This is a genomic window from Mesorhizobium sp. LNHC209A00 (genome assembly GCF_000502915.1).
Classification (GTDB): Bacteria; Pseudomonadota; Alphaproteobacteria; order Rhizobiales; family Rhizobiaceae; genus Mesorhizobium.
In genome coordinates, this window is record NZ_AYWT01000003.1 from 427,581 (window position 1) to 441,203 (window position 13,623).

General features: G+C 63.3%; 15 protein-coding genes. 4 read left to right on the plus strand and 11 right to left on the minus strand.

Going from position 1 to position 13,623, the window contains the following annotated elements:
* Nucleotides 1–52: 52 nt before the first annotated feature.
* Together X739_RS156290 and X739_RS156285 are read right to left on the minus strand one after the other, a co-directional pair.
* Nucleotides 53–421: a response regulator gene (locus X739_RS156290; RefSeq protein ID WP_023770363.1), complete on the minus strand. Its 369-nt coding sequence runs from the start codon at nt 419–421 to the stop codon at nt 53–55.
* A 246-nt stretch (nt 422–667) separates the two neighbouring features.
* Complete coding sequence (locus X739_RS156285; protein ID WP_023770362.1) at nt 668–1,297, minus strand: histidine phosphotransferase family protein; 630 nt, start codon at nt 1,295–1,297, stop codon at nt 668–670.
* 386 nt (nt 1,298–1,683) lie between these two features.
* Between X739_RS156285 and X739_RS156280 the strand changes: the two genes are divergently transcribed.
* Nucleotides 1,684–2,220 carry an EipA family protein gene (locus X739_RS156280; RefSeq protein ID WP_224530344.1) on the plus strand — a complete coding sequence of 179 codons (537 nt, stop codon included), beginning with the start codon at nt 1,684–1,686 and terminating at the stop codon, nt 2,218–2,220.
* A 156-nt stretch (nt 2,221–2,376) separates the two neighbouring features.
* The gene (locus X739_RS156275; RefSeq protein WP_023770360.1) at nt 2,377–3,531 is read left to right on the plus strand and encodes a hypothetical protein; all 1,155 of its coding nucleotides are present in this window, start codon (nt 2,377–2,379) and stop codon (nt 3,529–3,531) included.
* Between the two features lie 46 nt (nt 3,532–3,577).
* Here X739_RS156275 and X739_RS156270 read toward each other — a convergent pair whose 3' ends face one another.
* The 5 genes from X739_RS156270 to X739_RS0133970 all read right to left on the minus strand — a co-directional run bounded on the left by X739_RS156270 (nt 3,578) and on the right by X739_RS0133970 (nt 7,230).
* A complete protein-coding gene (locus tag X739_RS156270) occupies nt 3,578–4,372 on the minus strand; it encodes an RNA methyltransferase (protein ID WP_023794032.1) in 795 nt (264 codons plus the stop codon).
* A gap of 101 nt (nt 4,373–4,473) precedes the next feature.
* A complete protein-coding gene (locus X739_RS156265; protein ID WP_015316000.1) occupies nt 4,474–4,818 on the minus strand; it encodes a metalloregulator ArsR/SmtB family transcription factor in 345 nt (114 codons plus the stop codon).
* 171 nt (nt 4,819–4,989) lie between these two features.
* Nucleotides 4,990–5,751 carry a HugZ family protein gene (locus X739_RS156260; RefSeq protein ID WP_023770359.1) on the minus strand — a complete coding sequence of 254 codons (762 nt, stop codon included), beginning with the start codon at nt 5,749–5,751 and terminating at the stop codon, nt 4,990–4,992.
* Nucleotides 5,752–5,860: 109 nt separating this feature from the next.
* The gene (locus X739_RS156255) at nt 5,861–6,622 is read right to left on the minus strand and encodes a 3-hydroxyacyl-CoA dehydrogenase (RefSeq protein ID WP_023770358.1); all 762 of its coding nucleotides are present in this window, start codon (nt 6,620–6,622) and stop codon (nt 5,861–5,863) included.
* 83 nt (nt 6,623–6,705) lie between these two features.
* On the minus strand, nt 6,706–7,230 hold the full coding sequence (locus X739_RS0133970) for an N-acetyltransferase (RefSeq protein WP_031240082.1): 525 nt from the start codon (nt 7,228–7,230) through the stop codon (nt 6,706–6,708).
* Between the two features lie 267 nt (nt 7,231–7,497).
* Between X739_RS0133970 and X739_RS156250 the strand changes: the two genes are divergently transcribed.
* The gene (locus X739_RS156250) at nt 7,498–8,490 is read left to right on the plus strand and encodes a glutathione S-transferase family protein (RefSeq protein WP_023770357.1); all 993 of its coding nucleotides are present in this window, start codon (nt 7,498–7,500) and stop codon (nt 8,488–8,490) included.
* Here the strand turns inward: X739_RS156250 and X739_RS156245 are convergent, their stop codons facing one another.
* A complete protein-coding gene (locus tag X739_RS156245) occupies nt 8,491–8,988 on the minus strand; it encodes an NUDIX domain-containing protein (protein WP_023770356.1) in 498 nt (165 codons plus the stop codon).
* 53 nt (nt 8,989–9,041) lie between these two features.
* Here X739_RS156245 and X739_RS156240 point away from each other — a divergent pair, with 53 nt between their 5' ends.
* Nucleotides 9,042–9,971: a metallophosphoesterase gene (locus X739_RS156240; protein ID WP_023770355.1), complete on the plus strand. Its 930-nt coding sequence runs from the start codon at nt 9,042–9,044 to the stop codon at nt 9,969–9,971.
* Here X739_RS156240 and X739_RS156235 read toward each other — a convergent pair.
* The 3 genes from X739_RS156235 to X739_RS156225 form a co-directional block, all read right to left on the minus strand.
* Nucleotides 9,955–10,569, minus strand: a complete 615-nt coding sequence (locus X739_RS156235; protein ID WP_023770354.1) for a hypothetical protein — start codon at nt 10,567–10,569, stop codon at nt 9,955–9,957. The two genes, X739_RS156240 and X739_RS156235, sit on opposite strands and share 17 nt — an antisense overlap.
* 110 nt (nt 10,570–10,679) lie before the next feature.
* Nucleotides 10,680–11,480, minus strand: a complete 801-nt coding sequence (locus X739_RS156230; RefSeq protein ID WP_023770353.1) for an alpha/beta fold hydrolase — start codon at nt 11,478–11,480, stop codon at nt 10,680–10,682.
* 218 nt (nt 11,481–11,698) lie between these two features.
* Complete coding sequence (locus tag X739_RS156225; protein WP_023770352.1) at nt 11,699–13,474, minus strand: hypothetical protein; 1,776 nt, start codon at nt 13,472–13,474, stop codon at nt 11,699–11,701.
* Between the last annotated feature and the right edge of the window lie 149 nt (nt 13,475–13,623).

The following is a 13,623-nucleotide window of genomic DNA, read 5'->3' on the forward strand; positions in this document are numbered from 1 at the left end:
TTTTGCGTGCCGACGACAGACCTCCGCGCGGTTTGCCTGGAACGGCTTCCGTTCAGGCAGCGATTTTCAAGGCGCGAAAACGTTCGAGCAGTTGCGGGCGATTGAAGGGCTTCAACAGATAGCCCTGGGCGCCGGCGCGCTTGGCTCGCATGATCGACGCGATATCGAGTTCGACCAGCGAGATCAGGATCTGTGGCCTGATCGGGCTCTCCATGGCGCGCACGCGCCGGATGAGGTCGACCGCCTGCACGTCCGGCAAGGCGCCGTCGATGACGATGATGTCGGGCATGTCGGCGGCGCACATCTCCAGTGCGTCAAGCCCGCTGGCCGCCTCGATGACAGTCATGTCGGAACCGCCCAGGATGCGTTTTGCAACCTTCCTGATGACGCTTGAATCGTCGACAAACATGCAGCGCTTCATTTCCGCGTCCTCTTTGCCGTTGGGCGATCCGGTCGTGCGGGGCATCTACGGCGCAGCCTAGACCGATCTGGTAAAGAAGCCGAAAAGCCGTTAGGTAAAATTTTTGCAAAGATGCCGTTCGGCGGGTTTTTCCTTGCGGATGTTTCGGTGTTGACGAGCGGGCAAAGGTCACCGCGCCGCGATTGCGTCGTCAATGAGTATTTCAGACTGAAATACTTTATTCGGTCGCGCTGCCGGCTCCGATTTTCAGGCCACTGAGAGGACGATTTCTTCAGGCGTAGCGTGGATCGAAATCGTCATGTTGGCCTCGCGGGCCAACAGCAGCGTGTAATAAGGTTGCACCGAATGCGCGTCGATCGGCTCTTCCGGCTTGTGGCCGGAATGCAGTTCGAGGAATTTCGGCGGAACACGCAGCATCGGACCGCTTGCGGAAAGCGAAAAACGCGGCTCGGTTTCGAGATTCTCAAGCGTCACGACCAGTTTGCCGCCGCGCGGAATGGCGGCATTGGCGACCAGCAGCAGGTTGAGCAGCAGCTTGACCTTGTTCTTGGGCAGCAGCGCGCGGGTTCCCTTCCAGACCAATTCCGGCTTTTCGTTCTTGAGGAAGGCAATGGCGACGGCCTCGGCATCTCCGGTGTCGATCATCATGCCCGCAGAGCCGGCCGCACCGAAGGCGATTCGGGCAAATTGCAAACGGGCCGAAGCGTTTTTTGCACTCTGACGGATGAGCCGCATGGCGTCTTCGTCGGCACCGCCCTCGTCGAGCAGTTCAAGCCCGTTGTTGATCGCGCCGACCGGCGAGATGATGTCGTGGCAGACCCGACTGCACAAAAGCGCCGCCAGGTCGGGAGCGGTAAGGGTGAACAGATCGGCCATCGGCGAAATCCCTGCAAAATCTTCAAGTTGACGGCCGAGCGGTCGATCTTCGCGCCTGCCCACACGAATCACGCTTCAACCCAAGGCTTTCTGAATACACAGCGCCCGCGCGTGCAGCAACAAATCCAAAATTGTCGTCGTGGCATATGGCGCGTTCACGCAGGCTGCGTGTCCCTCGAGCGGCCAGGAGCCTTCGAACCGCCATCTTCATGTGGGAATTTAATGGTTGAAAAAGGATTACGGCATAGTTTGCCCCTAACAGTCATCCTTAACGGCCGCCTAAAAAGAGCCGCACGGATGCGAGGCGTCGGCGAAAGTGCTTCATGACGGAGATTGGAAGCATGTTTTCCCGAATCTATGACCGGAGTTTTTTCCGTGTCCTCTCAATGGCGATCGCGCTCATGGGCGTTCTCGTCTTCTCGACATCGCCCCTGCGGGCGCAGGAGTACACCGCTCAGGAGATTGTCGATTCCGGCCACAAGTTCTTCGGCGCGACGTCGGGCGGGTTGGCCACCGTCGTGGAGAAGATTTTCGCCTCCTACGGTCTGCCCAATGGCTACCTGCTTGGGGAGGAGGGATCCGGTGCGCTGATCGGCGGCCTGACCTATGGGGAAGGTACGCTCTACACCAAGAATGCCGGCGATCACAAAGTGTTCTGGCAAGGCCCGTCGCTGGGCTGGGATTTCGGCGGCGAGGGGTCACGCGTGATGATGCTGGTCTACAATCTCGACGATGTCGGTAACCTTTATAATCGCTATGGCGGCGTCGCCGGATCGGCCTATGTGGTGGCGGGCGTCGGCTTCAACGTGCTGAAGAACAACAATGTGCTGCTGGTGCCGATCCGTACCGGCGTCGGCGCCCGGCTCGGCGTCAATCTGGGCTACCTGAAACTGACCGAGCGGGCGACCTGGAACCCGTTCTGATCCGGCCGACATGAGCGAGCCACGGACGGTTCGATCGGATTCCTCAACCTACGACCCGAATCGGCCGCGGCAAGCCCTTGCCGCGGTGCCGGATTTCCGCCATGCCAAGATGGCACGGTCCAGCCTTCCAAGTTGTCGTCGATAACGGGTAGTCCTTTGGTTCAGTCGGTCCTGTTCTTTGCCCTCGGCTTTCTCTGTGCCGGCTTTCTGGCGCTGATGGTGGCTCCCGCCGTCTGGCGGCGTGCCGTCGCCCTGACCCGCAGGCGCATCGAAGCCTCCATTCCGCTGACGCAAGCCGAGATTCAGGCCGACAAGGACCGGATCCGGGCCGAATACGCCATGACGACCCGGCGCCTCGAAATCAACGTCAAGACGTTGCGCGAGAAGGCGGCCGAACAACTCGTCGAGATCAATCGCGGCCGCGAGGCGCTGAAGGCGCTGGCGGTGGAGCGCACGGACAAGAACCACGCGCTCGCCGAACTCGGCGCCAAGAACGAAGCTCTTCGACAGCGCGAAGAGGAACTGCATGAGCTTTCGGAGCGGCTCAAGGAAACCGAACGAAAGCTGGAAAGGCGGGCGCTCGATCTCGAGAAGCTGGAGCACATGTATGACGACGCCAGTTTTGCCTCTAGCAGCCGCCAGATCGAACTCGTGGCCCGCGAATCCGAATTGCAGAAGCTTGCCAGCGACATCTCGCTGCTGCGCGGCCAGCGCAAGGAAGCGGATCGGCGCAGCCAGGAGATCGCGGCCGAAAGCAAGGCCGCGCGCGATGCCTTGAAGGCCGAGAAGAAAAGGGTCGCCGAGCTCGACAAGAAGGTCGAGCGGCTGCTGGCAGCGCTCGCTGACCGTGAGGACAAGCTTGATCGGCGAGAAAAGGAATTGGCGCGGTTGCGGGAAAAATCGAAAACCGAGGACGGCGCACCGGCCCTGCGGCTGGTCGGCAAGCCCGATGACCCGGGCCGGCACGAGGAGGCCGGCAGGCGCGACGACGTGGACCGGGCGATTGCCAAGCTTGACGGCGACCGCGAACGGCTGGAGGCCAGGCTGACGGCACTGGCGCGCGAGAACAAGCGCCTCAAGGCGGATCTCGGCGCCGCGGCATCGTCGGGTTTGACGAACGGCAATGGTGCCGCGCTCCGTGAGCAGATGAATGAGCTGGCGGCGGAGGTGGTCCACCTGACGGCCAAGCTCGAGGGGCCCGATTCACCAATCGCCAAGGTGCTCGCCGCACCCCAGGACAACCGCTCCACCGGCCACGACCGCAGCCTCGCCGATCGCGTGCGCGCCTTGCAGAAAGCAGAAGCCAACTGACGCGGTGCAGGCTGACGCGTTCGCCATGTCCTGGCTCACATGATCGTCAGCGCGAGAAATGATGCAGGGCAATGGCTGAGGCGGCAGCGACGTTCAAGCTGTCGAAGCCTTTCGACATGGTGATCCGCACCGTTTGCAAGCGGGCAAGCAGGCTTTCGGGCAGGCCTTCGCCTTCGGTGCCGAGATAGAGTGCCAGCCGCTCGCCGCGCCGTGCATCGCGTATGTCGATCCGGCCGCGCGGTGACAATGCGAACTGGTGATAACCCCGGCGGTCGAGCTCCGCGGTGAAGTCCGCGGTGTCCGTGAAGGACGCAAAAGGGATCTTGAGCGCGGCGCCGACCGAAACTCGGATCGCCTTGCGGTACAGCGGATCGCAGCATGTCCCGTCCATCAGCACCGCATCGGCCCCGAAAGCGGCGGCGTTGCGGAAGATCGAACCCATATTGTCGTGGTTGGCGATGCCGACAGGCACGACGATCAGGGCTTGAGCGGGCAAGGCATCCAGCAATGACCCGGGCGGATGCGGCGTCTCCTTGCGGCCGATGGCCAGGACGCCGCGATGCATGTGGAATCCGGCAATCGCGTCCATCACCCCACTGGCGACGACGTAGACCGGTAGGTCCGCTTGTGCCTTGCGCAGAACCTCTTCCACGCCGCCAAGCCTGTTTTCCAAGATCAGGACGGATTCCGCGCTGAAGCGGCTCGACGACAAAAGCAGGTCGAGCACCACTTTGCCTTCGGCGACGAAGCGGCCTTGCCGGCCCGCCAGATCGCGCTCGCGGATATCGAGATAGGCTGCGACACGCGGATCGCGTGGATCGTCGATGCGAATTGGGTCCATGTCCCGCTCAACAATCGAAAGCGTGGTTGGTGCGCCGGGAAAGACACACCAACCACGCTCCGGAAATCGTCAGCGAGGTAAATGGCTGCGGCAGCCCCCGGTCAAGTCCCGGCGCGGCGCAACCTCTGCGCCATTTGGGACAGATCCTCCTTACCGCCACCGAAAATGCCTTCCAGCATGGCAAGCAGTTCGCGTACAGCATCGGATTTGCAGGAATAGTAGATCATCTGGCGATCGCGGCGGGTATCCACGAGGTCGAGCGCCCGCAACTTGGCCAAGTGCTGCGAGAGGGCGGATTGGCTGAGCATCACCTTTTCGGCGATGGCGCCGACCGACATTTCGCCGTCGATCAGATAGCTCATGATCAACAACCGTTTTTCGTTGCCCATCAGCATCAGAAATTCGGCAGCTGATTCGGCGTTGGCGATTAGCTTTGTCGAGACCATTGATGCCCCATGCTTTTTGCTCATCGAGGCGCCATGGGGGCGATGGTGCCTGAATCCATAAATTCACTGTGAAGATGCTAACGAGTCAGCACCACACCTAAAGCCTAGAACATTTCTTTCAAATCTCAAGCGTTGCTTTTGATCAAATGCAATTTAAATCTCCCTTTGCGCCTAGGATGCCGCCCTGGCGGCCCTCGCCATTTCAACCAGAGCGGGACGCAATTCATTCGCGTCCACCAGTGGTTGCGGGAAGAACACTCGGCAAACATCGTTCCCAGACACCAGGTCCATGCCATCGGCATCCAACCCGGCGATGGTCCAGCCATCACCTGGCGCCTTGGCAAAGTGATGGGCGTAGTTGGCGATCGCGTCGAGATGGTCCGCATTCATGTGCTCGACAGCCGACTGTTCGCTCGCCGCGAGCTCTTCGACAATCGGCCCGGCGGTGACCAGATCGGACCGGTCGAGCAGATAAGCCCTGCCGAAGCCGCCATTGAGGCTGGCGCGCTGCGGGTCGAGGCGGAAGATCGAAAAGTCGCCGAGCCCGGCATAGAGACTCGCCTCGGGATTGCGGTTGAGATAGCGGCGCTCGGCGCGGGCATGCGCCTGCGAGCCGCGCTCCAGCCGCGATGCCTGGCAGACCAGCGTCAGCCGCGGATGTGCCAGCGGATCGCCTTTGCCGGGCTCCCCGAGCAGAAGGGAACAGCGCGGATCGGCAAGCAGGGCTGGCGTGTGCGCCGCGAGCATCGACACCAGGATGAGCGGTGCGCCGCCAATGTCGGTGGCGACGCCGACCCGGCTGGCCAGCGGCGCCCCGGTCCCCGGTTCCAGCACCGCCAGGGCGCCGAAACGGGCACTGCGCAGAAGCGTTTTCGCCAAGCGGATCGCCTCGGCGTCGGTCTCGCGGATGACATCCTTCTTTCGATCGTCCAAGTTCTCGCCCTGCCAAGTTGATTTCCTATTCCGCTTGTCAGCCGATGATGCCGGACTTGGCAAGGGGAGCCACCCGCGCAAACCGCTTCGCAGCTTGGGGCGACACGCCTTACCTCGGCGCCATGCGGATGGCGCCGTCGAGGCGGATGGTCTCGCCGTTCAGCATCTGGTTCTCGATGATGTGCAGGGCAAGCGCGGCATATTCGGATGGTTCGCCGAGCCGTGACGGGAAAGGCACGGCGGCGCCCAGCGAATCCTGCACGTCCTGCGGCATGCCGGCCATCATCGGCGTCTTGAAGATGCCGGGCGCGATGGTGCAGACCCGAATGCCGGAACGGGCGAGATCGCGCGCCACCGGCAGCGTCATGCCGACGACGCCGCCCTTCGAAGCCGAATAGGCCGCCTGGCCGATCTGGCCGTCATAGGCGGCGACCGAAGCGGTGTTGACGATGACGCCGCGCTCGCCGCCCCGTAGCGGCTCGAGTTTCGCGGCGCGGTCGGCGACCAGGCGGATCATGTTGAACGTGCCGATCAGATTGACCTCGATCACCCTGCGGTACTGGTCGAGCGGATGCGGTCCATCCTTGCCGATCGTCTTCACGCCGATGGCGATGCCGGCGCAATTGACCAGGATGCGCGGCTCGCCCAGCTTGGCGGCAACCTCGGCCAGGGCGGCGACGCCACTGTCGGCACTCGCGACATCGCACTGGACGGCGATGCCGCCGCTCTCGGCCGCGACCTTGGCCGCGCGCTCGATGCCAATGTCGAAGATGGCGACGCGGGCTCCCTTGGCGGCGAGCGCGCGTGCCGTTGCCTCGCCAAGGCCGGAGCCGCCGCCGGTCACGATTGCTATCTGGCCGCTGGGGTTCATGGCGTCATCCTTCCCGCGAGAATGGGCTTGCTATCAAATAGGACGGATCAGGCCCGGATCGACGGGCCAGGTCAAGCCATCGCCTAGACGTGCTCGGCGGCCCTGGCCTGGCTGGCGTGACCAACCTCGCCGGAAAGCCTGGCAACCGCGCCCGGCGTGATCTCGTGCGACAAAAGGCGGTCGAGGTCGACAGGCCTTGGCATCGAAATCTGACCACGGGGGATGCGCTTGAAGCCGAGCGGCCCGTAGTAAGGTTCGTCGCCAACCAGGATGACGGCCGGCGCGCCAGCCTTGCCGGCCGCCTCCAGCGCGATCGCTACCAGCCGGCGGCCGATGCCGAGGTTCTTGAAGGCGGGCCGTACCGCGAGTGGCCCAAGCATCAGCGCCCGGCCGGCCCCGGCCGCTATGCGCGTCATGCGCACAGAGGCGACGACGAGGTCGCCGTCGACCGCGACAAAGGACAGGGCGCGCTCATGGCCGCCGGCCTCGCGGATCTTGTAGGCGGCCAGCACGAAACGGCCGGGGCCGAAGGCCTCGTCGTTAATGGCTTCGATTTGAGGGTCATGCGCCGGGGTTTCCGGCAGGTATTTCACGTCGGCAAGGCTCATGGTCTTTGCGTTCCGGTAGAGGAGGAAAGATTGCTGCAAACGGCAGCATTCGCCAGTCAGCGCTTCATCAAGCGCGGGCGCCCTTTCGTCGTCGGTCAAACCGGATCAAGGCAAAGTCGAACATGCGGAGTGTCCGCTAGCATCAATTTTGCGCCGCCGCAATCGACCCGTTCGCCGGCACTACCGATTGACGATCTGTTCAGCCCTGGATGATTTCCGCCTTACCGTAGCGCGCCCTACATGACGGGAAACGCGAAAGGACAATTCATGGGATTGCTCGTCGATGGCAAATGGCAGGACCGCTGGTACGACACGAAGAACAGTGGCGGCAAGTTCGTGCGGGCGCAGTCGCAATGGCGCGACTGGATCACGCACGACGGCAAACCCGCCGAAGGCCGCAGCCGCGGCTTCAAGGCGGAGCCCGGCCGCTATCACCTTTACGTCTCACTCGCCTGTCCCTGGGCGCACCGGACGCTAATTTTTCGCGCACTGAAGAGGCTGGAAGGCATCATTTCCGTCTCGGTGGTTCACCATTTCATGGGTGCGAACGGTTGGACGTTTCTCGCCGAGGACGGCGCCACCGGCGACACGCTCTATGGTCTCGACTTTCTGCACCAGATTTACACCGAGGCCGATCCTGCCTATTCAGGCCGGGTGACGGTGCCGGTGCTGTGGGACAAGAAGGAACAGACGATCGTCTCCAACGAATCCTCCGAGATCATCCGGATGCTCAATTCGGCCTTCGACGAATGGGGCAACGCCAGCTTCGACTTCTACCCCGAGGCCCTGCGCGGCGAGATCGACGCGATCAACGCGCTGGTCTATCCCGCCGTCAACAATGGCGTCTATCGTGCCGGTTTTGCCACCACGCAAGCGGCCTATGAGGAGGCGTTCGGCGCGCTGTTTTCGGCGCTCGACACTCTGGAACATCGCCTTTCCAGGCAACGCTACCTGGTGGGTGATCGCATCACCGAGGCCGACTGGCGGCTGTTCACCACCCTGGTGCGCTTCGATCCGGTCTATGTCGGTCACTTCAAGTGCAACCTGCGCCGCATCGCCGATTATCCGAACCTCTCGAACTATCTGCGCGACCTCTATAGCGTGCCTGGCGTCGCCGGGACCGTGAACCTGCGCCACATCAAGGCGCATTATTACGGCAGCCACGAGACCATCAACCCGACCCGGATCGTGCCGGTCGGGCCGGCGCTCGACTATGGCGCGCCGCATGATCGGGCGCGTTTTGGAAGGGCTGCCGCCTGACTACCAATAGGGCGATGCCGGCACGTTTGCGAAAATTTCGGCGATCCGCCGCAGCGTTGCCGGCGTCGTGCCCTCCGGCAGGCGATCGAGCGGGAAAAAGCCGGCCTCGGCGATTTCATGGTCGGGCAGTTTCGGTGCGGTCTGGCTGAACTGTTCGACGAGATAGAAGCCGACATGGTCGCGCCGGCTGGCACGGCGGTTGAAATGCATCGATTTGAGAACGGGCGCGTCCGTGATCTGGATGTTGCCTTCCTCGTAAAGTTCGCGCGCCAGCGCCTCGGCCATCGTCTCGCCAACCTCGACGCCGCCGCCGGGAAGCTGCCAACCGGGCACATAGGTATGGCGGATGAGGAAGACGGAATTGGTGCCGGCATCGTGGATGAGGCCGCGCACACCGAGCGTCATCGGCCGCCGCAGCACGAAATAGAGGTGGAACAGCCAGGCCCTCAAACCCGCCCAGCCGGTCTGGCGGAAAGGAGCCTCCTCGTCGCTCGCCATCAGTAGCGAAACCTTGGGTGGAAAGGGGCGCGCACGTCGCCTATGAAGGAGGGATGTTCAGGCTCGCGCATATTTCCGATGTCCATCTGGGGCCGCTGCCCGATGTATCCTATCGCGATCTCGCCTCCAAGCGCGTGCTCGGCTACGTCAACTGGCAGCGCAACCGCCGCCGCCACATGCACGATGCCGTCATCGACGCCATCGTCGCCGATATCAAGGCGCAAAACCCCGACCATCTCGCCATCACCGGCGACCTCGTCAACCTCGCCCTCGACGGTGAGATCGAGATGGCCAAACACTGGCTCGAGACGCTGGGGCCACCGCATGACGTTTCGGTCGTGCCGGGAAACCATGATGCCTATGTGCCCGGCGCCTTCGACAAGGTCTGCCGGTCGTGGGCGGCGTGGATGAGCGGCGACGGTGTCAACACGCCGGTCGACCGCAATGCCTTCCCATATCTGCGCGTGCGCGGCAACATCGCGCTGATCGGGGTCTCGACGGCGCGCGCCACGGCGCCCTTCATGGCCAATGGTTTCTTCATGGAGGGGCAGGCGGCTCGGCTCGGCAAGATCCTCGAGAGCACGGCGAAGCAAGGGCTTTTCCGCGCGATCATGATCCATCATCCGCCATTACGGGGCGCCGTCTCCCAGCACAAGCGGCTGTTCGGCATCGCCCGCTTCCACAAAATCGTCCGTCGCCATGGCGCGGAGCTTGTGCTGCACGGCCATTCGCATCTGCCGTCGTTGTTCCAGATTGGGCTTCGCGGTGCAAAGATCCCGGTCGTCGGGGTCGCGGCCGCCGGCCAGGCGCCGGGCGGCAATCACCCGGCAGCACAGTACAATCTGTTCGACATCGACGGCGAAAAGGGTAACTGGCGTATCCACCTGACGCGACGCGGTCTGACCGGACCGTCGATACCGCCTTCCGATCTGCAGAGCCTGGAACTCGGGGTCGAGCCCGGCGAGGCTATGGCCGCCAGTTGAGAACCATGGCCGAGATGCGGTCCCACAGCAGCGCGGCCGACAACGCCAGACCAACCAGCGCGCCGGCGGCGACCAGCCCAAGCCCGGACAGGAAGGCCCACCAGCCCTTGCCTTGCGTCGATGCTCGCAGCGGTGGCTCGGCTTCCGCGACCTCGGCGCGTTTCAAACCGGCGACCGCCGGCTCGACGCCACCTTCCATCATCCTCTGGCGCTCGACGATGCGCTCGGCCACATAACGCGTCACGGAATCGGCGACCGGCTTCATCTCGGTCGACTCGGCAAGCACGACCCGGCCAATGCGTGTATCCTTGAGGAAACGGTAGGTGCGACGGTCGCGTCCCATCGCGACATGGCTGACGGCATCGATCCACAGGCGCGGCTGCAGCCCCGAGGAGACGACAAAGTCGAAATTGTCCATGTCGGCTGGAACGTCGGCAAAGATGGGCGCGAGGTCCGCGGCCAGCAGGTCCAGGCGCATGCGGTGCGCCTCGCGCATGTCGACAACGACATCGTCGCGGTCAGCGAAGGCATTCTTCACATCACGGATGGCATCGGACAGTTTCTTTGACGGATCGATCTTTTCGCCTGCGTCCTTCATCGGCGTGGCCTCGCGGGGTTTTGGTTAACAGGCAGTTAACACAGCCGAAGCCAAAATGCACTGGCGAGATCAAAATGGCAGGGCTCCCGCTCGGTGCCGCGCGGGACCTCTCAGCCGGTGGCGGCGAGTTTCGGGCGCAAGGGCCTGGCGCGGCGGTTCATGTTGCGCTGTATGATCATGGCGACCAGATCGGGCGCCTCCTCGATCAGCATATGGCCAGCCTCCAGCACGTGGTGCACGTGAAATCGCGCGGGCAGACCATCCATTTGGGTAACGGGTAGCATCGGGTCATCGCTCCCCCATACCACCGTCACCGGCATGGTCAGTGTGTCCAACCGGTCGCGCGGGATGACGCCCTGCCGGTCGTCGCTGGTCATGGCGGCAGCAATCTCGATCAGTTTCTCCACCTGGCCGGGTCGCCCGCGCATGTCGCGGAGGGCGTCCACGGTGTCATCGACAGGGCGCGTCAGCGGTCCCGACATCGCGCTTAGGCACGCCCGGATGTCGGAGGAATCCCTTGCGGCGGCAAAGCGGCGCAACAGCGGGCCGTTGATCTCGGGGCCGAAGCCGCCCGGCGCCAGAAGTGTTAGCGAGGCCACCCTCTCGGGTTCCGCCAGTGCCATCAGCGTCGCCACCGCGCCGCCCATCGAGTGGCCCACCAGATGAACGCGCTTCACCGATCGCGCGGTGAGATCGGCCAGGACGGCCCTTGCCGCCCCCTTGGCCGGGCCGGCGCCGGGCAGATCGAGCGACAGCCCGTGCCCCGGCAAATCATAAGCCAGTGTGCGCACCGCAGGCGACAGCGACGGGATCACTTCGTGCCAGACACCATGGCAGCCGCCAAAACCATGCAGCAAGGCGATGGCCTTCGAGCCAGTACCCTGTTCGGTGGCGTGAAGCGATGCGATCATGAAATGTGAAAGCTTATGACGGGACGGCAAGATGGGAATGCGGCTGGATTGCTCCTTGTCCACGATGGCCAGTAAAATTTTCGCGACGGCTGGCGGTTGCGAGCTCTCGACCTCGCGAAGTCGTCTGACAAAGGCGGCAAATCAGTCGAATCGGGGGTTTGCCACCTGCTTTCGGCGGGCAACAATTCGGTTGGTCCAAACAACCCGTTGGTGGGACGTCAGCTCGCGTTGCCGAGGCCCGCCGCGCGCAGGGCCCCAACCAGCCGCTCGGTCAGATCGGGCGGATATTTTCGTTCGACGAAGGTCGCGCGCGGATCGGCGGCGAATTTCGGAAATTTGGCGGTCAGCTCGTCGAGCAGCTTGCGCGCCAGATTGTCCCGGCCGGCGATCTTGGCGCCGATCAGCCGGGCGGCAAGATAGTGCGACTTGGTTGCGGTTGTTCTCAAAGAGGAACTGGCGATGGCGGCCTTGTTCGTGTCGCCAAGCATGAGTTCGCCGGCGAAAAGTCCGAAATCCCACCATGTCGGATGACCGCTGGAGGCGTCCACCGCCTGGGCCAGGATCGGCGTCCCCTCGGCATACCGGCCGGCGAAAATCAGCCCATAGCCGTAAGCGGCGGCCATGGCGAGATCGTAGGGATTGAGGTCATAGGCCTTGCGCATCCAGCGCAGCGCCTCGTCAGCGTTGCCAAGACGCGAGTTGATGTAGCCGTAGGAGCGATGCGCATAAGGACTGGTCGGTCCCATCTGCACGGCGCGATGGGCAAATGTCATCGCCTTCTCGATCGTGGCATCCGGCGGATAGGCGTAGTGGTCGTTCACGGCCTCCAGGTGCAGCGAGGCGAGTTCCGAATAGACCAGTGGTGACTTGGCGCCGCGTTCGGCGAGGGTTTCGAGGCAGCGATAGGCGGCTTCGTGGGTCCTGGCGTTCTGGTCGAGATAATATTTGTCGTTGAGCGTCAGGCATTGCGTGAGGACGGTCTGAATGCCGCTCTGTTCGAGATAGCTGTAGATTGTGCCGGAAGCGGGAAGAGTGGACGTCAAGATGCCGGCTATACGGTTCTCGACGGCGGCCGGTGCGCTGTCGGCGGCGGTCAGGTTGCGCGACAAAAGCACCCGTCCGGTCGCCACGCTCTGCAGTTCAATCGTGATTTCGCCCGTATCCGGCCCAGGCAGAATATCGAAGATGAAGCTCGTGGCATTGGTGGCCGGATCGGTTGTGGCGACCGCGTCGCGACCGATGAAATCGATCGTATCGAAACCGCTCAGGCCGGCGCGCAGCGATGCGGCGACACGGCTGGCATCCGTGCCACTGGCCTTGTCGGCGATGTAGACGAGCGGCAAGGCCTCGCTGGCGGGAGACGGCGCGACGCCGCCGGCCAGGCCCGCGGTCTCGAGCGTGGCCGCAAAGTCGCCGCCTGCCAGCAGCGCACCGCCGCCCTGACGCAGGATCAAAACACCAAGCATGGCGATGACGACAGCGATCGCCATCCAGAAGAATCGGAGGTGACGTGCCACCGACGGCGCCGGCGCGACAATCGGCGCCAATAAGGCAGGGGCCGGAGTGGCGCTCTCGGCAGTGCCGCGTTGCGCCGATGGAGCCGCCGCCGCTCCCGTCTGCGTGGCGAGTTCGGCCGTCTCCGGCAAGCGGATCGCGTTGAGCTCGTAGGCCGGGACGTAGCCGCCGCGCGGAATGGCTATGCGGACAGGCTCCGCAACACCTTCATTGGCGAAATATTGCTGCAGCAAGTCACGCAGCCGGCCGGCCTGAACCCGCACCACCGCATCAGTCGAAGGATCGAAATCGCCGTCCTTGCCGAAGACATCCATGGCGATGGAAAAGCCCTTGAGCCTGTCGGCTTCGCCTGCCTGTTCGCGCTCGACAAGATAGCGCAACAGCTTGCGTGCCCGCTCGGATCTTCCGAACGTTTCGCTGGCAAGCAGTCGCTCCAATGTTTCGCGCACTGCGGGGGCGGCAGGCGTGGCATGCTGCAAGTGTCGATCCTCTCGAAGTCGGCACAGGTTAAGGCGCTGATCATATAATGCCCGCACCGCCATACAAGTATACACCCATTATGCGATCGCCTACCCCACCGGATATTTTGCCGGTGGTTAATGAGCAGCGCGCGACAGGATGGCCAGGG